Genomic DNA, 24,192 nt, shown 5'->3' with positions numbered 1-24,192 from the left:
ATTACTAAATTAGGTTTTTGGGTAGAGTTTGTTAGTGATGTTTAGGCTGTTATGTGGCGATATCTGCATGAGATTAGCTGTTTTAATCAAAATAATAAGCCCCAGCATATTGCCAGGGCTTGATTAAGCGCTTGATGGTTAACTATCGAGTAAGTAAGCTCTCAGCTCCGTAGCTGGCAGGGCTTTAGAGTAGAGCCAGCCTTGGTGTAGATGCACACCCAGCAGCTTAAGGAGCTCGGCTTGCTCTTTGGTTTCCACTCCTTCTGCAATGAGCGAAATATTCATCTCTTTAGCGATAGCAACATATGAGCGGATAAGGAAAGGTTGGTTATGTTCATTCGATAGCAGTCTAATAAATGCCTTATTGATCTTTAGGCAATCAAATTCTAACTCTTGTATTAGCATGCCACCGCCATAGCCGATACCAACGTCATCTAGTTTAATTCGGCAGCCAAGCTGTTTACAGCCTGAAATAAAATCATGCATCGCTTGCCAGGACTCAATAGGCTGGCGTTCGGTGAGTTCGAAGCATAACTGGTCGACTGGATAGCCATTGTTGGCCAAGTGTTGCAGATAGGCTAGCACTTGTCCTTGTCCTTGCTCAATCTGTTTGGCACTAATGTTGATGCTGCATCTGGCTATTTGATTACTTCTCAATAAGGATTTCAATTCACTTAGAGCCGTTTTAATCATCCACTTAGTCAGTAACGGCATCATAGAGTCTTGCTCAAGTATTTTGATATAGCTGCTCGTTTTTATCTGTTTCCCGCTCCGTTCCTGCCACCTTAGCAGGGTTTCGACACCAAATATTTGACCATTGTCAGTATCGACAATCGGTTGATAGGTTAAATAAAAGGCTTCTTTTTTAAATGCAGACACAAAGCGGCGGTGCCAATAGAACTTCATTACTCTCCGACGCAATAGATAGCCAATACTGGCTACAAATACCGAAGGTAATAGCAGTAATAGAAATACCGTTAACCAAAGCTGATTTCTGGCACTCTCGTTGGCGATTAGGCTGTAGTTAAATTCTGACTCTTTGGCTTGATAGTCGATACTGGCAAATGGATTACCATCTGCATTCTGATCCATCCAGTCATGACCATTTACTTTAACTTTTATTCCACCACACATTTGGCACTCGGCAAGGATCATATTAATGGCATCTGCCGATTGCACTGGAACAAATACGAGTGCCGCACCGTCCGTCATGCTGGCATAAATAGTTCGTTGCTTGTTAAAGGTACGAGCGTCATCGCCTCTCACTAATCCATGGCCATCTATATCTCGGCTTAATAGTTTTCCGCCTGGTGGGAGTGGCCAACGGCCGATAGCCGAGCAGATGTTATCATCGTCATCGTTAAACTTTACCCAAGGTACAGGTTGGTCATTTTGTACAAATAGCTTCTTTTTAAGTAAGCCTATCGTCTCGTCAGAGCAATGAGTCTGGTGCTCTTGTTGTAGCATTGCCTGCACTTCTTTTATCTGCGCTTTAGCCGAACGATGTCTTTGTTGATACTTTTGATCGATCTGCTTGGCGACACTAGTTAGCTGATGCGTTAACCAGTAATGGCTGAGCCCGAGAGATGTCACTAATAAAGTAATCAAAACCAGACCAGTAATGACAGATTTTACTGCATGTTTGCTGTTGTATTTGAACTTAGTTGGCATGGTCATAATCAATAACTATTAGAAAATATTAAATAAAAGATGAAGCCCCTGGTTCACTGTTAGCTGATCGGGCTAAGAATGTCACCGTTCCAATCTTATAGAGCGCGCATGAAAAGTTATCTTGGTGGCGCGAATGCTATCAAAAAGCGGCTAGGTATGATTGAAGTGAAAAAATGTTTGCTACTTCAATGTCATCTGGTTAACGAAGCTCGCGGAATTTACTGGAATATGAGGTTTGATTCAACTTATTTGTTTAAAGGGTAACAGTTATTTAATTTCACCATATCTTATCTAATTTCACCGTGGAGACTAACTGTTGTCACCATATCCTTACCCGTTTAGCGGCAAGTTATTAACAAATATAATAAAGTCTATATTTCAAGCGGCGGCATAGCCGCCCTGAGCGGTAGCGACGAGGCTTTGATCCTGCAACTAAGCTTAGGATAGAAGCATTACTGCCTCGAGAGTGAGGCCAGCAGTCGATCCATGGCGCGGTAGCCGAGTGCTTGGGCGATATGAGCGCGGTTTACATTGTCTTCTTGTTGCAGATCAGCAATGGTACGAGCCACCCGCTGTAACCGATGATAACTACGTACCGACAAGCCGAGTCGATGTACGCTTTGCTCTAAAAAGACCAAATCATCGGCGCTAAATCTGGCATCTTGTTTAAGTTGTTTACCCGTGAGTTCACTGTTGAGTACACCGGAGCGAGCCAGTTGACATTCTCTGGCCTGATGCACTCGATTAGCTATGGTGTCGCTGGTTTCAGCATGGCTATTGTGGCTATTGAGTGCGCCTATCGGTAGCTTAGGCACATCTATGGTCAGATCGAAGCGGTCGAGGAAAGGCCCTGATAATTTGCTGAGGTAACGCTGGATCTGCTCGTTGCTGGCCCTAGCATTATCGGTATCGCCGCAAGGGCTGGGGTTCATGGCGGCGATGAGCTGAAAACGACTGGCAAAGGTAAGTTTTGCCGCCGCGCGGGAGATACTGACCTCGCCAGTTTCCATCGGCTCACGCAGACAGTCGAGCACTTTTCTTGGAAATTCAGCCACCTCATCGAGAAATAGTACGCCTCTGTGGGCAAGGGAGATCTCTCCGGGCTTAGGTTGGGCGCCACCGCCCACTAATGACACTGCCGAGCAGGTGTGATGTGGGCTCCTAAAAGGACGGCGATAGAAACTATCGGGTTTGATACTGTGTCCAGCAACGGAGTGGATAGCGGCGACCTCCAGCGCTTCATCATAATTTAACTTAGGTAATAGCTGCATCATGCGGCTAGCTAGCATAGTCTTGCCAGTACCGGGCGGCCCAAGCAGTAACAAGTTATGGTTGCCCGCAGCGGCAATTTCTAATGCCTGTTTGGCCTGATATTGGCCTATCACCTCGCTCAAACAGGATGTTTTAGGGCCACGCTCCTCTGTTAACCACTCGAGATTGAGGTCAATACTCGGCAGTTGTGATTGGCCGTGCAGGTAGGCGGCTAGAGACTGCAGGTGAGTGGCAAACAGGACTTTCTCGAAACCGACCAGTTCGGCATCTTCACGATTATCTATGGGCAGGACTAAGGTACTGTTTTGTTTGCTGGCTTCAACGATCACAGGCAGTAGGCCTTGGCAGAAACGTACGTGGCCTGACAGTGCCAGTTCGCCAACAAATTCGTGTTGCTCTATGGATGCTAACGGGATCTGTTTCGATGCGGCGAGTATGCCGATGGCGATAGGCAGATCATAGCGGCCACCATGTTTAGGCAAGTCTGCTGGCGCGAGGTTGACTGTAATGCGGCGCATCGGGAACTCAAACCCTGCATTTATCAGGGCGCTACGAACACGTTCTTTAGCCTCTTTGACTGACGCTTCTGGCAGTCCAACTAAATTAAAGGCGGGCAGTCCGTTGCTGAGGTGGACTTCGACTTGCACGGCTGGGGCGTGGACGCCGAGGCTGGCACGGGTGGCAACACAGGCGATAGGCATAAACAAATCCTTTTGTTTTATGAAGAGGTCGTTGTGGATAGGGAAATCCAATTTTCCCTTTGTTTGATTCTGGTTAAGTTTAGCAGTTATATGGGGTTTGTTATTTTTGTCTTAATAACTTGGGCTTGGAGTTAGTTAACATCATGGCGCTTGCCTCTGCTTTTTATCTCATAAGAGTCATCCCGATTTCATCAACAGATCACCTTGATATTTACTCCGCAAGACGCCGTAAACTCGTCCATGAGGGCTTAACCACAGCATCCATGCTGCGGATACTTGCTCGCTAAACACCAAGTTGATCTTCAATAGGTAGCGTCATTGACCATATATTTAATATGTCTGCTACAACCCTCAGTGCTCGACGAAGTTACATGCATTAGATACGGGTCTCATGCTTATGGATAAATAGCTAACGCTTCCGATGGGGCATCTGATGTGAATGGATTCACAAATGCCGTGATGGCATGGATGCCAAGGAGCGGCCTGCCCCGCGAAAGCTACGCCGACATCCCTGTCGGCATCACGGACTTTGGTTTACAAGGAGCCTCCAAAGCACTTCGGCAACTCCGATGGGGAGATGGTGCTCTCTGTATAGTTTGGTGAGCCTGATAACTGTGAGGTTACGGTTAACTGCATATCAAAGATATAGAACGTTTTACACTGTGTACTACACATGTGTATAGTTTGTTTTTACTTTGAGATTCTGAATTATGCTATTTCTAAATAATTGCCAAGATATTAATCATCCTGAAGAATATAGAGATGAAACTTGTTTTTATGACATCAGTGTCAGCAAACAGAACCATGTTATTGATGCTGTATCAAGTCAGCCTTTGGTTACTCGGTGTGTTGTAGCATCTTATGCAGACAAAGCTGAAGATATCATCAAATTTGAAACATGGATAAGAAAAAGCATACGAGAGCATACCATTGCAGGGTATGAAACTATGGCGTTTTATGGGGAATTTAAAGAGGTTATTAATTTACCAAGAACTGAAGCTAAGGCTGCATACCCCCAGTTTTTTAACACTGCCAATGATCACTTTAAGCAGGTTTCAATCATTCAAGGCTAACGTTGTGGCGCTTCGCCCCTTTCTGTTGTTAAGAGTCGAGCCTAGGGGGAAAGCGCTTGTCCCCCACTCTTTATTTCATAAGAAGAAACCCTCAGCGCCCCGACGAAGTTGTTGATCCTCAGTCATTTTCGAAAATCGATATCGCCTCAGAATCGCCACCCATGGCTCTGCTAAGGCTACCTCGTCATCCATGACTCGCTCACACGGCTAATATTTACAAGAGTCTTCAATGACCCTCGGCAACTCCGATGGGGAAATGGTGTTCTCTGTGAGCTGACTGAATCAGATAATTGATACGTTCTTATGATTTTTACCTTAATTCAATTAAAGGCAGGTGTTAGGCATCTTCTGCCCAAATGAAAAGTAGTTGAGATGCAAGCTTTTCAAGTGAGTCACTATAATTACATTTGTCGGTTATAGGTAAGCTAGTGAATGGTTCACAGCATTTCAGCTTTTCAACATCACTGAGCAATGCAGTTGCTTCACATTGCGCAGCTCTTTTTCCTTCAGGAATAGATGCACATTCGGCAATCAAGCTGACTAGACGCTTAATAGAACTGATGATGGTGTTAAAACCATCCATTTTTTCTGTTTCACCTAAAACACTCAAAATACCGTTTTTTTTAAACTTAGCGATTAAGGCATTCGCCCAAGACTTGGCAAATACCTCCCACTCTTTAATATATGTTTTTTCAGCATGACTATTTATGTAGCTCCCCCAAGTTAAGCCATTTAATGGCTGTTTAGGTTCGTACAAATTCATAGGTTCATTCATTGCTTTTAATAATGCGTTTTTTTCTATTTGTATTGCTCTATGCAGATCATTTAATTTGGCCTGTATTTCATAATGATTGGCTTGAACAGATAGAGCATTGCTGCTTTTCTCTGCTGCAATTCGAGCTTCTTTTAATTCTTTAACCTGAACATTAATGGACCAAATAAGTAAAAATATCGTTGCGAATCCAAGAAAAGGATTAAGGGTGCCTCCAATAAAATCACCAAATTGAGCAAGTGTCTCCTGCGTTCCCAGTGGGCCATGGAAGTTATAAAAGTAAAAGCTAAAAATACCTATCGCTATCGTGAAAATGAAGGTCAGCAACCCTTTTAACCATTTGGGTAAATTTCCATTTTCATTATCGTTTTGTTCTTTGCTATTCATTTTTTACTAACCTTAATAGTATTCTGCTCAAATTCTACCAGATATTGTGTAAAGACTTTTTGTATGTAGCGGAGGTTAATCCAACCTGTGTCAAGACATGTAAAAACAGATGAGAAGTAATTTTTAATGGCTATCATTTCTAAGCCAAACTATTCCGCTTTTCTAACTTGGTGTAGATACGGCTGAAGCCTTTGATGGCTTGGTGAGAGATAACGAAGTTATCAAGCTTTCGAACGAGAGGCATGGATGCCGAACTGGCCTTTAAACAAGGATGTTGTTTGCCATCGTAGAGCTTACAGGGATGTACTTGCAGCGTGTTTCAGCAGTGTCTGCACATACGCTGGCCGCAGGCCATTGGAACCAGTGATGTTGGAAGTTGCGTCATAACTTCAAATGACAATGAAGCCAAAGGTTCACCGCTTTTAATTTTTCCCACTCCAAACATACGCTGAAAGCCAAACGACTCCGCTTTTCTAACCTAGTGTAGATACGGCTGAAACCTTTGATGGCATGGATGCCATCGTAGAGCTTACAGGGATGTACTTGCAGCGTGTTTCAGCATTGTCTGCACATACGCTGGCCGCAGGCCATTGAAACCACTGGTGTTGGAAGTTAGTTTAGGGATTCAAGTGCCGAAAAACTTAAAGGTTCGCATGCTTTAGATTTAAAGTCTGCGAAAGTTTCACGCAAATGGAACCACACCTAAAGGGTTTCCCCGTTAGCCGAAAAAACCAAAGTTGTGCAAAACTCAACCCCGTTATCTTGAGGCAGATAACCCCACCCCATTCGTTCACAGATGCGCTCAACGATAACCAAGCCGACACCATAACCAGCATTGTAAGTCTCATTACCCTCATGACGATTGGTGATCGTCAGCGTATGCCCAGTGAGTACGATCTCGATATCGCCGATGCTGTAGCTGAAAGCATTCTTAATCACGTTGTTGAGCACGATAGCAATAAAACTTTGTGGTGCATGGATGATAGCGGCTTGCTGTACCGATAGATGATAACTGCTGTCTTGTCTGGCGAATAACTGCTCCATCTCAGCTAGCTGGTTACGTAGCGCCTCTTCGAGACTGACATCGGCAAAGTAGCGCTGACTAATCGATTCTTTACCCAATAACAGGAAAGTTTCGGTAAGCACCTGCATCTCGTCGCTGGCCCGTTGCAGACGCTTAACCGCGTTGACTGCCAGTGGATGCTGGTCGGGAATTTTTGCCAATAGCTCGGCTGAACCTTTCACCACAGTGATCGGGGTTCTTAGCTCGTGGGAGGCAAAGTGACTGAACTCCTTTTCACGTTGAAAGAAGCCGTTGATATCGTTGCGGCTATCTAGCAGTGTCTGCTCGATATTGCGGGTTTCAACAAAGCGAGTATCGACACCAAAGGGGGGATCATCTGGTGACATCTGGCTGATCTTGCGCTCAATAATCGTCAGCGGTTTTGATAGGGTTCGGATAAAGTAGAGACTATAGATAGTCATAAATAGGCCAATAAGCAGGCCTAAGATGAGGATGTAATCGTGCAGATGCTCTTCATAGTCATCGAGGTAGTCGTCGGCATCATCTTGGAACAGGATATACATTAATCCTTGCCCTGAAGGGTGAGTTTTAACAATAAAGTGTTTATCTTCTTTTCCGAGTAGATGTTCGTAGAAGCCTGGCATCTGATAGGCTTTGAGCCAATCAGGAATGGGCTTCTCGCTCCAATAGGTGGTGAATTCAGTATCGTTGGGTAGTGTCGCTTGTTTGCCGTGGATTTGGTAATCCCGGCTGTAGCGTGAGGCTTCGGTGTCTAGCCAGTGGTGTAGGCTGATGATCTCAATTTGGTTTTCGGCAATATAAATTACCGACCAAAATAAGCTGAACATGGCAAAGGTCATCAAACCGAAACTCCAGCGGATCTTTCGGTAGATGCTTGGGAATTGCTTATGCTTTGAGGCGGTAACCTTGTCCATGAATTGTCTCTAATCGTGATTGTTCGAAGCCTTTGTCCAGCGCGGTTCGCAGCCCGTATATATGGCTGCGTAGCGCATCACTCGGTGGTGATTCATCTCCCCAAACCGCATCGCTAACATCTTGGCGGCTGACAACACTCGGCGCACGTTTGATGAGCACCTTAAGTATTTTTAACTGAATGCGGCTCAGTTTAATCGACTGCTCGGCGCGGGTAACGATATTCGTTTGGGTATTAATGTTAATGTCGGCGAAGGATAAGGTGCCGATATCTTGCCTTGGGCCTCGGTTGCTTAAGGCGTGCAGGCGTAGACTCAGCTCCTCCATCGCAAAGGGCTTGAGTAGGTAGTCATCACCACCGGCCTTGAAAGCGGCAACTTTGTCGTCGAGACTATCTTTGGCGGTTAAGAATAGAATAGGCGTATTACAGTACAACTCTTCCCGCAGTTTTCGCACCGCGGTAATGCCATCAATCTTGGGCATCATGATATCCATAATAATCACGTCATAACTATTGTCGGTTACCAAGTTAATCGCGGCTTCGCCATGATAGGCACAGTCGATGACCATCCCCTCTAGTTCCAAATAGTCGGCGATTGTTTCGGCTAGGTTATGGCTGTCATCAACAATTAGCACTTTCATAAATTATTTTATCTTTCTTCACGATCACTTCACGGGCCAAGTTTTAACATACGGCTAAATTTGATAATCATCTTACAAAATAAGGGTATTTAGATGAAAAAAATAGCTTTAGTTTCAACACTTGCTCTGATTTTAGCTGCTTGTGGCGGTGGAAGCGACAGTTCTTCTGACAATGGCAATGGCGGCGATAATAATAACGGTGGCGGTACTGTTACGGCTCCGACTGCAGTTAAAGGCACGATTGATACTGTCGATGCAGCACAGAACAAAGTCGTTGTGAACGGCTACGGCTATGACGTTGCGGGTGTTTCGTACGGCGACGTAAAATTGAATATTAACGATTTGCAGCCAAACATGATGGTGCAAATCGGCAGCGCTCAAAAAGCAGCTGCAGTTCAAGTTCAACTTGAGCCAACTATCACTGGTAAAGTGACTGCAATCGATCCAGTTGCAGGTACATTTGATGTTAACGGTATGACCTTAACCTACAAGTTATCTAACGAAATCGAATTAGGTGACTGGGTGATGGTGTCTTCATTACCGACAGCTGATGCAGGCTACAAAGTATTGTCTGTGGTTAAGTTTGAAAATGATGACCTAGTTAATCACTACGAAGTCGAAGGTCGTCTATCTAGCTTAGATAATAACGCAATGAGCTTTAAGCTTGGTGCTGCATTAACTGTTGATTACTCAGCTGCAAGAGTAGAAGACAACGCAACACTAGCAAACGGCCAGTGGGTTGAAGTGGAAGGCACAATGAATGTGAATACACTTGAAGCTACGACTGTTGAAGTTGAAGATTATAGCGATCTTGCTAACGACACCGAAGTTGAAGGTATCGTGACTTGGGTTGATGCACAAAAAACTGCATTTGAACTTAACTATCAGGGCCGCTTTGTTGTCAATACTCAAACTAAGTTTGAAGATGGCGTGAAAGCTGACTTAAAGCAGGGCGCTTTAGTTGAGGTGACTTCTGTTAAGAATGGTACGACTCAAGTTGCTACCGAAGTTGAGTTCGATGATGACAACTCAACAGGTGATGACAACGACAACGTTGGCAATTGGAAAGAGTTTGAAACTGAAGGCGATGTGACTTCATTTGACGCAACAGCTAAGAGTTTCGTGATTAAAGGTGTGGCAAGTAGCATGACAGTTATCGTTGATGCTAACACTCAGTATGAAGACGGTATTCGTTTTGACACGTTAAACCAGCAACGCATCGAAGTTGAAGGCGTTGTGATTAACGGTCAAAATATCGCTCGCGAAATCGAAGCTGATAACGACTAATTGTAAATCTATATTTCGAACAGATAGATCCCAAATGCCTTTCTTATGAAAGGCATTTTTGTATCTAAAATAATGGTTTATTCAATAAGTTCTATGGCTTGCATATAGCGTGCGGAAGCGTTGTAGCACAAATGATAAGCTCATTTTTGTGAGTAACAGTAGCCGCATAATAGGGTAAAAGTATCGTCAGCTTAGGTCTGTGAAATTAAATACGATTAATATTTTGATGGTAAACGAATATTGGTACTACACTGAACTGTAAGTTTTTTTACGCCATTACATAAAGGATTATATTATGGATGAAGAGTACCAGTATCCTGCCAATTACAATTTAATTTCTATCACTTCTCCTTCTAGCCATATCAAATACGCCAGCCCTCATTTTACTGAAGTGGCAGGTTATCAACCTGGCGAGTTAAATGGCTTACCTCATAATGTTGTCCGCCACCCTGATATGCCAAAAGCTGCCTTTAAAGATCTATGGGGTCACTTACAAAGTGGTAACCATTGGATGGGAATGGTTAAGAACAGTCGTAAGGGAGGAGGCTATTATTGGGTCGATGCATTTGCCTCTCCGATAAAAAGCAATGGTGAAATCGTCGAGCTGCAATCGGTTCGCTTTAAACCAGAGCGAATTCATGTCAAACGTGCCGAGGCCGTTTATAAACAATTATCAAACGACAAAAAGCCACTGCGTTTAAGCCTAGGGCTAAGAACTCGACTGTGGCAGCGCAGTGCCTTTTGTTATGGCATCGCGGCGCTTATCTCTTATGCCATCGCCATGTTTAGCCAAAATACCGTACTGACATTGGCATCCTTTTTCATCATGGCGACGCTGATAAGCTATCTGTTAACTCGTCCCTTGGAGCGACTCGCAAAAGAGGCTCGTAAAGACTTTAATAACCCTCTGATGGAGCTTATCTATACGGGACAAATTAACGATCTGTCCGAGATTGAGCTGGCGATGAAGATGCGAAAACAACACGTAAAAGCATTGATTGGCCGCGTGAATATTTCAGTGATGGAGGCCTGTGATAAGACCTTAGATAACGCCAAGCTAGCGACCGAGAACAACCATAAAGTCACCGAACATCTCAATACGCAGAAAACAGAGATTGAAATGGTGGCGACCGCGGTAAATGAGATGCAGGCAGCTTCGACTGAGATTTCACAGAATGCCCAGGGTACGGCTGAAGCCACGATGCAGACTCAATCGACGATGTCGGATAATTTAGAGTGCATTAACCAAGTCAATAAGTCGATGCTGGAATTGGTCGATGAGTTAGCCTCAATATCTAGTACCGTGGTTTCCCTCGATAAGCAGACTCAGCAAATTAGTTCGGTGATCGATGTGATTAATAGTATTGCCGAGCAGACCAATCTCTTGGCGCTAAATGCTGCGATTGAAGCGGCGAGGGCTGGTGATTCGGGGCGGGGGTTTGCAGTCGTATCCGATGAGGTGCGTACCTTGGCCCAGCGAACTCAGGTTGCGACCACAGAGATCCAGACGGCGATTGAGCAGATCCAGAGTAATAGCCAAGTTGCGGTTAAATCGCTTGAGGTCGGTAATGATAAGTCGAGCAAAACGGTCAATATCATCAACACCTCTTTGAGCAAAATCAATGAACTTGAGGAGTTGATAGAAGGCATCGTTGAACGCAATCAGCAGATTGCGGTAGCTATCGAAGAGCAAGTGTATGTTTGTAATGAGGTTAACACCAATGTGCAGATGGTCAACTGTAAGGTATCTGAGTCTTATGAGCTGATTACCGTGACCAATACGCTCAACCAAGAGGTTGAGAGCAGTACCGACGATCTATCCAATACCATCAGAAACTTCAGTATGTAGTCTGATTAGTTTAAATAAAAAGGGTCTGGCCGAGTGCTAGACCCTTTTTTATATTGCAGGGGGGAGTCAGGCTTAGCTAAAGCTAACTAAGCCATGGGGCCTTACTTGGCCGCTGTATAGCTCTTAAGGAACTTGATACCGTTATTAATATCGGGTGTGTAAGTTCGGTCTAAATCAACAAATGGCACGACTTTACGGTACTGCTCGATTAAATCGCTAGTGCCTTGGCCCATCTGTTTATTCTGATCTCTCATACGAATTTCCATACCTTGGGTGGTATGCAATACCTCATAGGCATAGATCTCGTAACCAATATCAGCCATTTTTTCGACGCGAGAAGCAATTAAGTTAACGTTGCTGAACGTCTCCTCAATCCCTACCGATGTTGGTACGCCGTATAAGGTTGCGCTGTTGGTTAATGTCATTGCTTCAGCATATAGACCAGACATTGATTGAGCGATATTAGCAAAGCCATCGCCGCCGACATTCTCTTTCGCGATTAGGTAAGTCGGTAAATTAGTGCGATGGCCATCGTCTAACTGAGTGGTGCGCCATGCAGAAATGTGGATAACTTGCGCGAGTGCACGACCTAATGATTCCATCTGTACAGCAAGCTGTGTGTTGTCGAAGTTAGCGCCAGAGTTAACAAAAACGCTATCATCGCCGACACGTAATGCATTAACAGCTGGGCTATCGCTATACCAAAGGTCATCACGAGCTTCAGTATTCACGATTGGGTTATCTGTCGTGTGATTAATCGCAGTGTTCAGTAGTTCTTTTGCTTGGCGTAGTTCTTCTTTTGCCGTCGCTAAAATGTAACCAGATGAGCGGAATGACAGTGGGTCTTGCAGGTTACGCTTACCATCTAATTCCCATAAATATGAGCCTTTTAGGGCCCCTAGAATGGCTTCTGCAGCTTCATGCCCTTGTGGCCATCCTTTAGTGTCGACTGTGTGCCATAGGAATGGTGATACGTTACCGTTCAGTGCTTCTAGTGACGAGGCAATAATTACTGGTGAAATCTCTAGCAGGTGTTCGGCTTTTTTAACCGCTGCAATATTCTGTGCTTCGGCCACGTTACCGTTTGATAAGATAGAGATACCGTCTAAACCGAACGGTCTGTAAGGCTTCAGATCTAATTCTTCACGCACTTCTTTTGAGTTACGACGCTCACCTTTGTACATTACATCCCATTCACCCATTAGCGATAAACCAATATGGGTCGCTAAACTCAAATCGTTAGCGCCCGATGAGCCGCGACTTGGGATCAGTGGTGTAACGTCAGCATTGATGTAGTCCATAAATGCTTGCGCGCCTTCGGTACTCATCGCAGTGTAACCCGCTGCCATTTGGTTTAGGCGAATGATCATCGCCATCTTGGATTCGCGCTCAGAGACGAACGGCTCTACACCCGCGGCTTGAATGCGCATTTGGCGTTCGTTGAACTTAATTGATGCAGTAAAGTTGGGTTCATCTTCAACTGATGTGCCTGCAACGCGCTGATCTTTTAAGGCGCCGTAGTTAACGGTTAAGCCGTAAATTGAACGGCCATCAGCAGCGGCATGAATAGGCGCTTTGTAGCCTGCATTAATACGCTGCCAACCCGCTTTAGATATTTTGACATCTTCACCTGGTTGGGCGATTTCCCATAACTGATCTACCGTGAGAGAACGGCCATCTAGGGTATGTGTTGCCGCGTTAACGGATAAAGGTAGGCTTGCAGCAACGAGTAATGCAAATACACTTTTCTTCATTCTTCAATTCTCTAATTAGTAGTACATTTACTTAAGATTGTTAAATTCGACTTTGTGGCAGTCGGAACAAATATCTTTCGAAGGCTTGTGCTCTGAGTGGCAAACCATACATTCAAGCAAGTCTTCATAGTGATGCGAATTATGTGGATTCTTATCGAAACGGTTTGGCTCAGTCGGGATGTCATGCATGCCGCCATGACAATCAATACAAGCTTGATCGCTTGGACGCTCAAACGCGCCTTTAGTTGTATGGCAGGTGCGGCAGTTCATGTCATCGCCAAGTGCGTCGATATGGTGTTGTTTAATGCTAGGTTTTGCGGCGAAAGCGCTGCACGATAGCAAAGTTGCGATAGCCGCAACAGCAAAAGAAGTTCTCATTATACATTTGCCTTATAATTTGCTGCAGAGCGACCTGCAATCTGACCAAAAACTAAACCGTCAACTGACGAACAACCACCTAAGCGATCCATACCGTGGGTACCACCGGCCACTTCACCGGCAGCAAATAGCCCTTTGATTGGCTCACAGGTCGTTGCATCAATCACTTCTGCATCAGGAGTGATAGCTACGCCGCCCATGCAGTAATGCAGCTTTGGCGATAATCTCAGTGAGTAAAATGGCGGCTTTAGCTCGGTTCTTCTGTCCAATGGCTTATTAAATGGATCGGGCTTGCCTTCAACAATCTCGTTCCAATCAGCAATCGACTGAGTAAGAACTGCTTCATCGACACCATGACGTTTAGCCAGTTCAGCAACTGAGTTCGACTTGTTAACCGCGCCATCACGGTAAGCGCCCTTAAAGCCTTCCGCACGCTTTGTGGTCGCTTCGCTACAGAAAGTGAATGGGAAGTTAGGCTTTTCTGACGTACCTTTTTCTAATACGACCAACTGTGCTTCAGCGCGAGTGCGGCGGTCGGCAAGCTCGTTCATAAAGCGTTTGCCTGTCATCGGGTCGATGGCAATACCTTCACTGAATGAGTAGTCAGCAAAGAAAGACGCGGGTCCTGCACCTTTTTCATCTGGAGAAGCCCAAGGGCCAAGCTGATACATGTCGAGCATGATAGGTAGCGAGCCTACAGCAAGTAAGGATTTGATCATGCCAGCTGTTGCGCCCGGGTGTGCAGTCGCTTCTAGGTGAGCGTAAATCGGCATAGTGGTCTTAACGAACTTCTTATCTTGTCCCCAACCACCGGTCGCAACAACGACACCATGGCGTGACTTGTAGGTTTGCTCGCCTTTGAACTTTTCCGTTTCGAAATCAAATTTCTCTTGTACGGCAACGCCGGTGATCGCGTTATTCTTATCGCGCAGTAAAGAGGTCACTTGAGTGCGATTTTGGAACTGCACACCTTTATTCACTAGGTACTTATGCATAGGAACCACAATTCCGCCACCAGAGGCATTAGCTGGAATATGGGCTCTAGGCGCGCTGTGTCCACCAAGGCGGATAATTTTATCCATAAATTCGACGCCACAACCAATTAGCATGTCGTATACGGTGTGGGCTTGAGTCGCTAAGGTTTTGCATAGCTCAGGGTGGTTAAAGCCGCGGCCCGCTTTGATCATGTCTTTGATCATTAACTCTGGAGAGTCTTCAATACCGTGCTTTTTCTGCAGTGAAGTATTTGGCATACATGCAATACCGCCACAAATAGCCGAGTTTCCACCCCAAGTTTCCATTTTTTCAAGGATCAGTATGTTTTTTAATCCAGCTTTGTTAGCCGAATAAGCAGCAGCTAACCCCGCAAAACCACTGCCGACAATGATTAAGTCGTACTCTCGGTCCCAACTATTTTCTGATGAAACCGCTGTAGCCGAAAACGGTAAAGCCATTGCTGCGGTAACGCCCATGCTTTTAGTTAGAAAGTCTCTTCTTTTCATTATTATTCCACGAATTTTATAATAGTCATCATTCTGGCTAGATGATATGAATCGTGCCGTGCATAGATTGTGATTGTTATCTGATATATGTAGGTATAAAAAAAAGTAATACCAAAGATTGTGAGCGTGGTTATAGCTGGAAATGGCGTAAAATATGATAATTAATTAATGGTTTTTTAAATTATAAATATTAATAAAATAGCGTGCATTTGATTGCAATCACACAAATATAAGAATCTAGAACTAGATCCAGAATAATTATGATTAATAACACAACAGTTTATTGTTTCTATTACTCCGCCAAGTTTTCATCATTTTCTAAAGCGGCAAGCTTTTTAAAAATGACTCAACCTAGCGTGAGCTCGAGCATTATTGCTCTAGAAAAGAAAATTGGCGCGAAACTGTTTGAAAGAGAAAGTCGCGGGGTGAGGTTGACCGACCGTGGTCATGAAATCTACAAGAAAGCGGAAGACGTTATCATGTCGATGAATGAACTAGAGTCGGCACTTCTGCAGGTCAATCGAAAGTCCGTCATTAAAATAGCGACTCAGCCTAGACTCTATGAAAAGTACTTGTCAGCCAAGTTAACCAATGAGTTTATTGAAGAGTTTTTCGTTCAGATCAATACGGGCGAGTTGGCCACAATTAAAGGCTGGATGGATTCGGGGGAAGTTGATGTGGTTATCACAGAAGGCATATTTGATGATCACCCTATATTTGAGCATTTTACCGAACTAGACAATTTAAAGTTTTTTTGGGCTAAAAAAATTGGCATAGAGTTCGCTACACCGGTGCCTACATTCGTACATTCTGATATATGGAACCATTGGCACGATCTAAGTACTTGTATGTATAACAATCTTGATTATAAGAAGGTTATGGTTATCGATACCCCGGATTTTTCTTGTAAATTAATCGAGCGAGGTATGGGGATCGGTTTATTACCTGAGCAGATTATTCTCAATAATGAAAATATTGAGAAGTGTGAGGGGCCGACGGCTGGTGATATTAATGGGCCTATTGCTATCTATGTGAATCAAGAGCGCAAGTTAGAGTTACAGCAAATAGGATTAATCGAAAAGATTATTTCAACTAGTGACTCTCGTTAAAATGAATGTGTTTTTGCTCACAATTATTCTTATAGTCTGATTGAGATCGTTAATATATTGAGAAAATCAATTGCAGTAATATGGGGGATTTTCTTTTAATATATTAAATTGTCATGTAAGCCATAAATATACCTACACTGTTCTCATCAAAGGGGGCTGCCGTTTGTTAATCGCAGCTAAGCAGAGACAGGTCTAGGCTAGCGGTCTAGCCTTGTTAGAATGAATATCAATAGCGTATGTTTACAAACCCTTTATGATAAGACGCATAACTTGCGTCATTTGCAAAAGGCCTATTGTGAAACAGCTGGATTTCAATTTACTCAGAGTGTTAGAAGTGCTGCTTGAAGAGCAGAGTGTTACCGCGGCTGCGGCGAGATTGCATTTGAGTCAGTCTGCGGTGAGTAAACAGTTGAGTAAGTTACGTGAAACCTTCGATGACCAATTGTTTGAGCGCACGGCTTATGGCTTAAAAGCCACGCCTCGTGCCTTACAGTTAGCGCCAGAGCTGAGAGAGGTGCTGCAAAGGCTGGAGCAGTTCACCCGTCCAAGTACTTTTGAGCCTGCAGAAAGTCAGCGCTGCTTTAGGATGCATTTAGTTGAAACTGCTTACTCATTAACTTTTCCGCACTTTATGCCTAAGCTGCTAAAGCAAGCCCCGCAAGTGAGTATCAATAGCCAAACATGGTCACAAGACAGTATGGATAAGTTGCTGCGCTGCGAAATTGATATGGGGATTATTTGTCGTGAGTGGGATAAGCGATCCTTGCTGCACATGGATAACTTGCCTGAAGAATTAGCATATTCGGAAGTTATTCGAGATCACCCTGTTTGCCTGGTACGTGAAGGGCATCAATTGCTCAGTGAGTGCTGGAATTTAGATACCTTCCTTAAATATCGTCATTTACAAGTTGCTTTTGGCGGTCTTGAGCAGTGGCTGCTCGATGATGTATTGCGATTAGAGCATCTACATCGCGATATTGCAGTGAATATGACAGACTTTAATTGTGCGCTTGATTTGTGTGAAAACAGCGATTTAATTTTATGTGCTCCACAGAAATATGTCTTGCAGATGATGGCGGATTACCAATTAGTTTGTCTTGATGTGCCGATAAAGGTCGAGCCTGGAGCCTATGTGCTGGTTTGGCATAAACATTTCAATCTTGACCCAAGCCATAGCTGGTTGCGTAATATGTTGATTGACGGCGTCAAAGCCGCCAATCAATAGGTCATTATATTGCCTGTAAAAATGCCTCAATAACTGGCTCAACGGTACGCTTGTTCTTACAGCAGCAACCGAGTTCAAAGGGGGGGATGTCGATAGGTGATGTGAGTAGCTGAATACGGTCTCTTACTGGGCTGTTATTGATCACCACCTCTGGGGTAATGCTCACGCCGCAGCCTAATGCCACCATAGAGGTTATGGCTTCTTGGCCTGAGACCTGAGCATAAATATTGGGAATTAATCCCAATGACTTAAACCAGTTATCGATACGTTTTCGGCCGGGCCCATGCTCTGGCACGATAAAAGGTAGCCTATCCCATGGAATATAAGACTCAGTGAGCAACTCTTGCACCTGACACCTAAAAGTCGGCGCAATGATCGATAGTGGAACATCATCTATTTTGGCAAAGTGCAGGTTGTCGGGAAACGGATCGGGTAGGGCGGCGATGGCGATATCGGCGCGATTGTTACGTACTTCATTAACCGCGTTGGCAGCATCGCCCGTGGTGAGGGCGATTTCAACCAGTGGGTGCTCACGTCTAAAACGGTCAAGTAAACCAGGCAGATGACTGTAGGCGGCGGTTACCGAGCAATACAGGTTGAGTCTACCCCTAAGAAAGTCCTGCTTGGGATCGATTTTGGTTTTTAGCTTGCCCCATTGCTCAAGTGTGGACTCGGCAAAGTGGCGGTACTCGACTCCGGCACTGGTCAGGGTCACACTGCGGTTGTCACGCTGAAACAACTGCGCACCAACTTCCTCTTCCAGCCTTTGCATGGCGCGACTCAAGGTCGATGGGCTGACATGCATCGCCTGTGCGGTTCTCGCAAAGTGCAAACTGTCTGCTAGATGCAGATAAAGCTTTATGGTGCGGATATCCAAGCCGAACTCTCCATGTTTACTAAAACGCCATCAATTTAGCTAATGTTGCAAAAATTGCAATATGACATCCCGAATATATCATTTTAAGCAATGAAAAGCTTGCGCTATAGTGACTTACATCACAGCATGACTCAAGCAAGAGTCAGCCCAATAACAATCCAGAATCAAGGTGGTATATCAGATGGCTAACTATTTTAACTCTCTGAATTTGCGTCAACAATTGGAACAGCTGGCTCAATGCCGCTTCATGGATCGTAGTGAATTCAGCGAAGGCTGTAACTTCATTAAAGGCTGGAACATCGTTATTCTTGGTTGTGGTGCTCAAGGTCTGAACCAAGGCTTGAATATGCGTGACTCAGGTCTAAATATCTCTTTTGCATTACGTGAGCAGGCGATTGCGGAAAAACGTGATTCTTACCAGAAAGCGACAGGTAACGGTTTCCGCGTTGGCACTATCGAAGAGCTTATCCCTGATGCGGATTTAGTACTTAACCTAACACCAGACAAGCAACACACCAATGCTGTTAATACGGTTATGCCGTTAATGAAGCAAGGTGCAACGCTATCTTACTCCCACGGTTTCAACATCGTTGAAGAGGGCATGCAAGTTCGCCATGATATCACAGTAATCATGGTGGCACCTAAGTGCCCAGGTACTGAAGTTCGTGAAGAATACAAGCGCGGTTTTGGTGTTCCTACACTGATCGCCGTTCACCCTGAGAATGACCCTAAGGGTGAAGGTTTTGATATCGCCAAGGCTTACGCAAGTGCAACCGGTGGCGACCGCGCTGGTGTATTGCATTCTTCTTTCATCGCCGAAGTGAAGTCTGACCTTATGGGTGAGCAGACAATCCTTTGCGGCATGCTACAAACGGGTGCCATCCTAGGTTTTGAGAAGATGGTTGCCGACGGTATTGAGCCAGGTTATGCGGCGAAGCTTATTCAGCAGGGTTGGGAAACCACCACTGAAGCGCTAAAACATGGCGGCATCACTCATATGATGGACCGACTATCAAACCCAGCTAAGATCAAAGCATACGATATGGCTGACGAGTTGAAAGTTATCCTTAAGCCACTGTTTGAAAAGCACATGGACGACATCATAGGTGGGGAGTTCTCTAAAACCATGATGACAGATTGGGCTAACGACGACGCAAATCTACTTAAGTGGCGCAGTGAAACCAACGATACAGGTTTTGAAAATGCACCTGGCTGTGAAGAGCATATCGACGAGCAAGCTTACTTCGATAAAGGCATCTTCCTAGTGGCGATGATCAAGGCCGGTGTTGAACTTGCCTTCGATACTATGGTTGCTGCGGGCATCATCGAAGAGTCGGCTTACTATGAGTCACTACACGAGACGCCACTTATCGCTAACACCATTGCACGTAAGCGTTTGTACGAGATGAACGTGGTGATTTCAGACACGGCAGAGTACGGTTGTTACCTATTCAACCACGCGGCGCTACCACTACTGAAAGACTACGTGGCTAACATGTCTGCCGAGTATTTAGGTGGCGGTTTGCAAGATGCTAGCAACGGTGTCGATAACGTACGTTTAATCGAAGTGAATGCGGCGATTCGTGGCACTGCGGTTGAAGCCATTGGTGCAGAACTACGTGGCTACATGACAGAAATGAAGCGCATCGTAGAAGAGAAGTAATTTTATTTTTGCTTTGATTTCGGCCGAGCTTAGACCTGATTTTGTTTAGGCTCGGACTGAAGCATCGCAATAAGAGATAGTCACGTTTTTGATAAATGACTTTCGATAAACCACTTTGAATAAACCATTAAGGATTAACACCTTAATAGCAGTAGTGAAGTCAGGCAGAGCATCATTCATTTCACCAACACTGGCGGTCAGAACCGCACTGGCTAGATGATAAATTTTGATGTTATAAAGTTTTTATTGTGTTTTTTATAGGCTTTGTGGTACTTCTTAATGGTCGCGTTTTAGGCGACACCGAATTTAAGCAAAGAATCTGATTAGGAACCCAGTCGAATATGTTCAACCAAGCTGCCCAGCTCATTATTGTGATTATTACCGTCGTGATTATTAAATCACAGCGGGGGCTGCGCATATTGAATCGACACACCTAATCTAGGTTTAAGATTGCAAAAACCCCCGCTCCGAAAGGAACGGGGGTTTTTTCGTATAAGGGCTTAGATAAAGTGAAACTCTTATCTAAGCCTTTAGGAAATAAGTTAATTGTAGTGGAGCGCTGATATATGGAACGAGGGCAAATGGATCAGAGTCAAATGGAATCTGGACAGATGATAAGAGGCGCAGACGCAGTCATCAAAGCGATTGCCGCACACGGTGTTACCACAGTGTTTGGTTATCCAGGCGGTGCGATTATGCCGATCTATGATGCACTCTATGGCAGCCCGGTAGAGCATCTTCTCAGTCGTCACGAGCAAGGCGCCGCATTTGCTGCAGTCGGTTACGCTAGAGCCAGTGGTCAAACTGGCGTATGTTTTGCGACTTCCGGCCCCGGGGCCACAAATTTGGTGACCTCCCTTGCCGATGCGCTGCTCGACTCTGTTCCCGTTGTTGCCATCACCGGCCAAGTCTCTACTGCGGTTATCGGCACCGATGCCTTCCAAGAAATCGATGTTTTAGGCATGTCACTATCGTGCACTAAACACAGCTTTATGGTGACCCATGTCGATGAACTCGTGCCTACCCTCTATAAAGCATTTGAGATTGCCGCGTCAGGCCGCCCCGGACCAGTATTAGTCGATATCCCCAAAGATGTTCAGATCGCCATGCTGGAATACAAGACGCCACTTCAAGCGGTGACACCAGAGCGAGAGCATACTGCGGCGCAGATAAATGATGCCCGTGAGCTTCTTAGCCAATCTAAGCAGCCTATGCTGTATGTGGGCGGCGGCGTTGGTATGGCAAGTGCCGTCGAGCAGTTGCGTGACTTTATTAAGGTTAGCGGTATTCCCTCAGTAGCAACATTGAAGGGATTGGGCTCTATCACAATCGATACGTCAGGTTACTTAGGGATGTTAGGTATGCATGGCTCTAAAGCGGCCAACTTGACGGTGCAAGAGTGCGATCTGTTGATTGTTGTTGGGGCGCGATTTGACGACAGAGTGACGGGGCGCCTTGCTAGCTTTGCTGAAAACGCCAAGGTGATCCATCTGGATATCGACGCCGCCGAGTTAGGCAAGTTACGTCTACCTGAAGTGGCGATCGCAGGCGACCTACGTCAGATCTTGCCCGCCTTAAGCCAAAATTTCGGTGAGCAGTTTGCCCCGTGGCAAGCCAAGATCGAACAGATGAAGCAAGAGCACCAGTGGCGCTATGACCGCCCCGGTGAGCTTATCTATGCACCCGCGATGCTAAATCGCCTCGCTCACAAGTTACCCCAAGATAGCGTGGTGGCTTGTGACGTAGGCCAGCACCAGATGTGGGTGGCTCAGCACATGTTCTTTAACCGCCCCGAAGATCATCTATCGAGTGCCGGGCTTGGCACCATGGGTTTTGGTTTACCTGCAGCCATTGGCGCAAAAGTTGCGCGCCCCGATGCAAGCGTTGTGGTGGTGTCTGGCGATGGCTCTTTTATGATGAATGTACAGGAGCTGACCACCATTAAGCGTAAGCGCTTGCCAGTCAAAATCTTGCTTATCGATAATCAAAAGCTGGGCATGGTGAAGCAGTGGCAGCAGCTGTTTTTTGAAGAGCGCTATAGCGAGACTGACCTTTCTGATAACCCTGACTTCGTCAAGATGGCTTCGGCGTTCGAGATCCCCGGGCGCAATATCTATAAGGCCTGCGATGTCGAGGCGGGCTTAGATGAAATGCTGAATAGCCAAGGGCCCTTCTTACTGCATGTGTCGATAGATGATGCTCATAACGTGTGGCCACTAGTACCGCCGGGCGCATCGAATCAAGACATGATGGAAGAGATGGATAAGCAAACTTAATAACTTTGTTTTGAGTTTGAAAGACAGAATTAAAGCACTGAAGCATTAGCGATAACACCAGATGGAGAGCAAGGATATGAACAATTACTCATTAGCGTTAAACGTGCAGCAAAGACCTGAAGTGCTAGAGCGCGTGCTACGCGTTGTTCGCCATCGCGGGTTTAAGGTCGCTAACTTGAGCATGCAGCTTAACAGTAATAACAGCACTAGCATCGACATGCTGGTACAGAGCGAGCGTGAAATTGGCTTGCTAACTAATCAAATCATTAAGCTTATCGATGTAATTGATTGCCGGGTATTGGTAAACAGTTCAAGTGAACTAGCACAACAGGAAGGGTGAGAATATGGCCGCTAAAACAGCAGAGTTAATTTGGTTCAATGGTGAAATGATGCCTTGGGGTGATGCTAAGGTTCATGTCATGTCTCACGCGCTGCACTATGGTACGTCAGTATTTGAAGGGATCCGAGTGTACGATACACACCGTGGTCCAGCGGGATTTCGGTTAACTGAGCACGTTCAACGCCTATTCGATTCTGCCAAAATTTACCGTATGCCTATCCCGTATAGCTTCGATGATGTGATGCAGGCATGTCGAGAGGCAACATTAGGTAATAGCCTAAAGAGCGCCTATATCCGCCCCTTAGCCTTTTATGGTGATGTGGGAATGGGGATCACCCCGCCAAAAGATGCTCAATGTGACTTGCTAGTAGCCGCATTTCCTTGGGGAGCTTATCTCGGGGAAGACAGTATGGATGCTGGCGTTGATGTGGCGGTGACCTCTTGGAATCGCTTAGCGCCCAACACCATCCCAACTGGTGCTAAGGCGGGCGGGAACTACCTGTCTTCACTGCAGATCTCTACCGAAGCTAAGCGCAATGGGTTCGATGAAGGTATCGCGCTCGACACTAATGGTTTAGTGAGTGAGGCGGCCGGAGCAAATATTTTTGTCATTAAAAAGAACAAGATCTACACACCTCCAGCAACAGCCGCTATTCTGATGGGGCTAACTCGAGACACCATTATTACCCTTGCTCGAGATAAAGGCTATCAAGTGGTTGAAGAGCCTATGTCACGTGAGTTTCTCTATCTTGCCGATGAGATCTTTATGACAGGAACGGCAGCCGAAATCGTGCCGGTACGTAGCGTGGATCGTATCGAGGTAGGCACAGGTAAACGCGGTGACATCACTAAAGAAATTCAGCAGAGTTTCTTCGGCCTATTTAGCGGTGAAACCGAAGACAAATGGGGTTGGTTGGAAACGTTGGAAAGCTAAAGCAGGTCCTAGGTGCTAGGAAGGGCTAAGAAAGGTTCTAGGAAGGCACAAGCTAAGACGAACGCTGCGCTTACGGATAACGGAATGTTCGCAAACTCACTGACGGAAAGGTCGGAAAAGACTGGATTTTTGTAGGGCGGGCTTTAGCCCGTCAATCAAGATTTTAAATAGGATTTGTCGGCATAACTACTGACTTACGAAAAGCAGGAAAAGCAGGTGCTAGGTCCAAGGAAAAGCTAAGAAAGGTCCTAGGAAGGCACAAGCTAAGACGAACGCTGTGCTTACGAAAAGGCTGGAGAGCAGATAAAGCAGGTGCTAGGAAAAGCTAAGAAAGTTCCTAGGTAAATCACGAGCTAAGACGGAACAGATTAAGACTAAACATAAATACTGAGAACGATATCTCAGATTAAAAATTAGAAAATTGAAGGCTAAAGTGGCTAGTTTGATGCTAGAACCTAGAACCTAGAACCTAGAACCTAGAACCTAGAACCTAGAACCTAGAACCTAGAACCTAGAACCTAGA

At 45.3% G+C, this 24,192-nt stretch carries 18 protein-coding genes; 9 read left to right on the top strand and 9 right to left on the bottom strand.

The features are described from left to right. Positions 1-138: 138 nt before the first annotated feature. Positions 139-1,671 carry an EAL domain-containing protein gene (locus Q1A86_RS19115; protein WP_299810348.1) on the bottom strand — a complete coding sequence of 511 codons (1,533 nt, stop codon included), beginning with the start codon at positions 1,669-1,671 and terminating at the stop codon, positions 139-141. 452 nt (positions 1,672-2,123) lie between these two features. Beyond that, positions 2,124-3,644: a YifB family Mg chelatase-like AAA ATPase gene (locus Q1A86_RS19110; protein WP_299810345.1), complete on the bottom strand. Its 1,521-nt coding sequence runs from the start codon at positions 3,642-3,644 to the stop codon at positions 2,124-2,126. Between the two features lie 710 nt (positions 3,645-4,354). Here Q1A86_RS19110 and Q1A86_RS19105 point away from each other — a divergent pair. Beyond that, complete coding sequence (locus Q1A86_RS19105) at positions 4,355-4,717, top strand: hypothetical protein (RefSeq protein WP_299810342.1); 363 nt, start codon at positions 4,355-4,357, stop codon at positions 4,715-4,717. Positions 4,718-5,054: 337 nt separating this feature from the next. On the opposite strand, the gene Q1A86_RS19100 is transcribed toward Q1A86_RS19105, so the two are convergent. From Q1A86_RS19100 to Q1A86_RS19090, 3 genes are all read right to left on the bottom strand, one after another. Continuing rightward, the gene (locus Q1A86_RS19100; protein WP_299810339.1) at positions 5,055-5,876 is read right to left on the bottom strand and encodes a hypothetical protein; all 822 of its coding nucleotides are present in this window, start codon (positions 5,874-5,876) and stop codon (positions 5,055-5,057) included. Between the two features lie 702 nt (positions 5,877-6,578). Next, positions 6,579-7,835 carry a HAMP domain-containing sensor histidine kinase gene (locus Q1A86_RS19095; RefSeq protein WP_299810337.1) on the bottom strand — a complete coding sequence of 419 codons (1,257 nt, stop codon included), beginning with the start codon at positions 7,833-7,835 and terminating at the stop codon, positions 6,579-6,581. After that, on the bottom strand, positions 7,807-8,475 hold the full coding sequence (locus Q1A86_RS19090) for a response regulator transcription factor (RefSeq protein WP_299810334.1): 669 nt from the start codon (positions 8,473-8,475) through the stop codon (positions 7,807-7,809). The genes Q1A86_RS19095 and Q1A86_RS19090 overlap by 29 nt, the downstream gene beginning before the upstream one ends. A 93-nt stretch (positions 8,476-8,568) precedes the next feature. Here Q1A86_RS19090 and Q1A86_RS19085 point away from each other — a divergent pair, with 93 nt between their 5' ends. Further along, the gene (locus tag Q1A86_RS19085; protein ID WP_299810331.1) at positions 8,569-9,762 is read left to right on the top strand and encodes a DUF5666 domain-containing protein; all 1,194 of its coding nucleotides are present in this window, start codon (positions 8,569-8,571) and stop codon (positions 9,760-9,762) included. 295 nt (positions 9,763-10,057) lie between these two features. Continuing rightward, positions 10,058-11,611 (top strand): PAS domain-containing methyl-accepting chemotaxis protein, encoded by a 1,554-nt coding sequence (locus Q1A86_RS19080; protein ID WP_299810328.1) that lies wholly within the window; start codon positions 10,058-10,060, stop codon positions 11,609-11,611. A 101-nt stretch (positions 11,612-11,712) separates the two neighbouring features. Here Q1A86_RS19080 and hutH read toward each other — a convergent pair whose 3' ends face one another. The 3 genes from hutH to Q1A86_RS19065 are packed head-to-tail and all read right to left on the bottom strand — an operon-like array spanning position 11,713 to position 15,245. Next, a complete protein-coding gene (hutH, locus tag Q1A86_RS19075) occupies positions 11,713-13,365 on the bottom strand; it encodes a histidine ammonia-lyase (protein WP_299810325.1) in 1,653 nt (550 codons plus the stop codon). Positions 13,366-13,392: 27 nt separating this feature from the next. Continuing rightward, positions 13,393-13,743, bottom strand: coding sequence for a cytochrome c3 family protein (locus Q1A86_RS19070; protein ID WP_299810322.1), 351 nt, complete (start codon positions 13,741-13,743; stop codon positions 13,393-13,395). Further along, positions 13,743-15,245 (bottom strand): flavocytochrome c, encoded by a 1,503-nt coding sequence (locus tag Q1A86_RS19065; RefSeq protein WP_299810319.1) that lies wholly within the window; start codon positions 15,243-15,245, stop codon positions 13,743-13,745. Before Q1A86_RS19065 ends, Q1A86_RS19070 begins: the two co-directional genes overlap by 1 nt. A gap of 260 nt (positions 15,246-15,505) precedes the next feature. Between Q1A86_RS19065 and Q1A86_RS19060 the strand changes: the two genes are divergently transcribed. Together Q1A86_RS19060 and Q1A86_RS19055 are read left to right on the top strand one after the other, a co-directional pair. After that, positions 15,506-16,354, top strand: a complete 849-nt coding sequence (locus Q1A86_RS19060) for a LysR family transcriptional regulator (RefSeq protein WP_299810316.1) — start codon at positions 15,506-15,508, stop codon at positions 16,352-16,354. A gap of 292 nt (positions 16,355-16,646) precedes the next feature. Further along, positions 16,647-17,579 carry a LysR family transcriptional regulator gene (locus tag Q1A86_RS19055; RefSeq protein ID WP_299810409.1) on the top strand — a complete coding sequence of 311 codons (933 nt, stop codon included), beginning with the start codon at positions 16,647-16,649 and terminating at the stop codon, positions 17,577-17,579. Between the two features lie 4 nt (positions 17,580-17,583). On the opposite strand, the gene ilvY is transcribed toward Q1A86_RS19055, so the two are convergent. Continuing rightward, positions 17,584-18,456 (bottom strand): HTH-type transcriptional activator IlvY, encoded by an 873-nt coding sequence (ilvY, locus tag Q1A86_RS19050; RefSeq protein ID WP_299810313.1) that lies wholly within the window; start codon positions 18,454-18,456, stop codon positions 17,584-17,586. Between the two features lie 181 nt (positions 18,457-18,637). On the opposite strand from ilvY, the gene ilvC reads away from it, so the two are divergent. From ilvC to Q1A86_RS19030, 4 genes are all read left to right on the top strand, one after another. Beyond that, the gene (gene ilvC, locus Q1A86_RS19045; RefSeq protein WP_299810310.1) at positions 18,638-20,119 is read left to right on the top strand and encodes a ketol-acid reductoisomerase; all 1,482 of its coding nucleotides are present in this window, start codon (positions 18,638-18,640) and stop codon (positions 20,117-20,119) included. A 596-nt stretch (positions 20,120-20,715) separates the two neighbouring features. Then, positions 20,716-22,395, top strand: a complete 1,680-nt coding sequence (gene ilvG, locus Q1A86_RS19040) for an acetolactate synthase 2 catalytic subunit (RefSeq protein WP_299810406.1) — start codon at positions 20,716-20,718, stop codon at positions 22,393-22,395. A gap of 76 nt (positions 22,396-22,471) precedes the next feature. After that, positions 22,472-22,735: an acetolactate synthase 2 small subunit gene (gene ilvM / locus Q1A86_RS19035; RefSeq protein WP_299810307.1), complete on the top strand. Its 264-nt coding sequence runs from the start codon at positions 22,472-22,474 to the stop codon at positions 22,733-22,735. Positions 22,736-22,739: 4 nt separating this feature from the next. Next, entirely contained in the window at positions 22,740-23,669 is a 930-nt protein-coding gene (locus Q1A86_RS19030) for a branched-chain amino acid transaminase (RefSeq protein ID WP_299810304.1), read from the top strand. Positions 23,670-24,192 lie beyond the last annotated feature (523 nt).

Origin of the sequence: uncultured Shewanella sp. (assembly GCF_947497935.1) — a bacterium.
GTDB lineage: Bacteria > Pseudomonadota > Gammaproteobacteria > Enterobacterales > Shewanellaceae > Shewanella.
The sequence above is the reverse complement of the archived record's forward strand: the minus strand, read 5'-3'. Positions and strand labels throughout refer to the sequence as shown.

What these genes read in the sequence shown, in the direction of transcription:
- Q1A86_RS19115 (WP_299810348.1), bottom strand. Translation starts at nt 1,671, where the DNA reads ATGCCAACTAAGTTCAAATACAACAGCAAACATGCAGTAAAATCTGTC.
- Q1A86_RS19110 (WP_299810345.1), bottom strand. Translation starts at nt 3,644, where the DNA reads ATGCCTATCGCCTGTGTTGCCACCCGTGCCAGCCTCGGCGTCCACGCC.
- Q1A86_RS19105 (WP_299810342.1), top strand. Translation starts at nt 4,355, where the DNA reads ATGCTATTTCTAAATAATTGCCAAGATATTAATCATCCTGAAGAATAT.
- Q1A86_RS19100 (WP_299810339.1), bottom strand. Translation starts at nt 5,876, where the DNA reads ATGAATAGCAAAGAACAAAACGATAATGAAAATGGAAATTTACCCAAA.
- Q1A86_RS19095 (WP_299810337.1), bottom strand. Translation starts at nt 7,835, where the DNA reads ATGGACAAGGTTACCGCCTCAAAGCATAAGCAATTCCCAAGCATCTAC.
- Q1A86_RS19090 (WP_299810334.1), bottom strand. Translation starts at nt 8,475, where the DNA reads ATGAAAGTGCTAATTGTTGATGACAGCCATAACCTAGCCGAAACAATC.
- Q1A86_RS19085 (WP_299810331.1), top strand. Translation starts at nt 8,569, where the DNA reads ATGAAAAAAATAGCTTTAGTTTCAACACTTGCTCTGATTTTAGCTGCT.
- Q1A86_RS19080 (WP_299810328.1), top strand. Translation starts at nt 10,058, where the DNA reads ATGGATGAAGAGTACCAGTATCCTGCCAATTACAATTTAATTTCTATC.
- hutH (WP_299810325.1), bottom strand. Translation starts at nt 13,365, where the DNA reads ATGAAGAAAAGTGTATTTGCATTACTCGTTGCTGCAAGCCTACCTTTA.
- Q1A86_RS19070 (WP_299810322.1), bottom strand. Translation starts at nt 13,743, where the DNA reads ATGAGAACTTCTTTTGCTGTTGCGGCTATCGCAACTTTGCTATCGTGC.
- Q1A86_RS19065 (WP_299810319.1), bottom strand. Translation starts at nt 15,245, where the DNA reads ATGAAAAGAAGAGACTTTCTAACTAAAAGCATGGGCGTTACCGCAGCA.
- Q1A86_RS19060 (WP_299810316.1), top strand. Translation starts at nt 15,506, where the DNA reads ATGATTAATAACACAACAGTTTATTGTTTCTATTACTCCGCCAAGTTT.
- ilvC (WP_299810310.1), top strand. Translation starts at nt 18,638, where the DNA reads ATGGCTAACTATTTTAACTCTCTGAATTTGCGTCAACAATTGGAACAG.
- ilvG (WP_299810406.1), top strand. Translation starts at nt 20,716, where the DNA reads ATGGAATCTGGACAGATGATAAGAGGCGCAGACGCAGTCATCAAAGCG.
- ilvM (WP_299810307.1), top strand. Translation starts at nt 22,472, where the DNA reads ATGAACAATTACTCATTAGCGTTAAACGTGCAGCAAAGACCTGAAGTG.
- Q1A86_RS19030 (WP_299810304.1), top strand. Translation starts at nt 22,740, where the DNA reads ATGGCCGCTAAAACAGCAGAGTTAATTTGGTTCAATGGTGAAATGATG.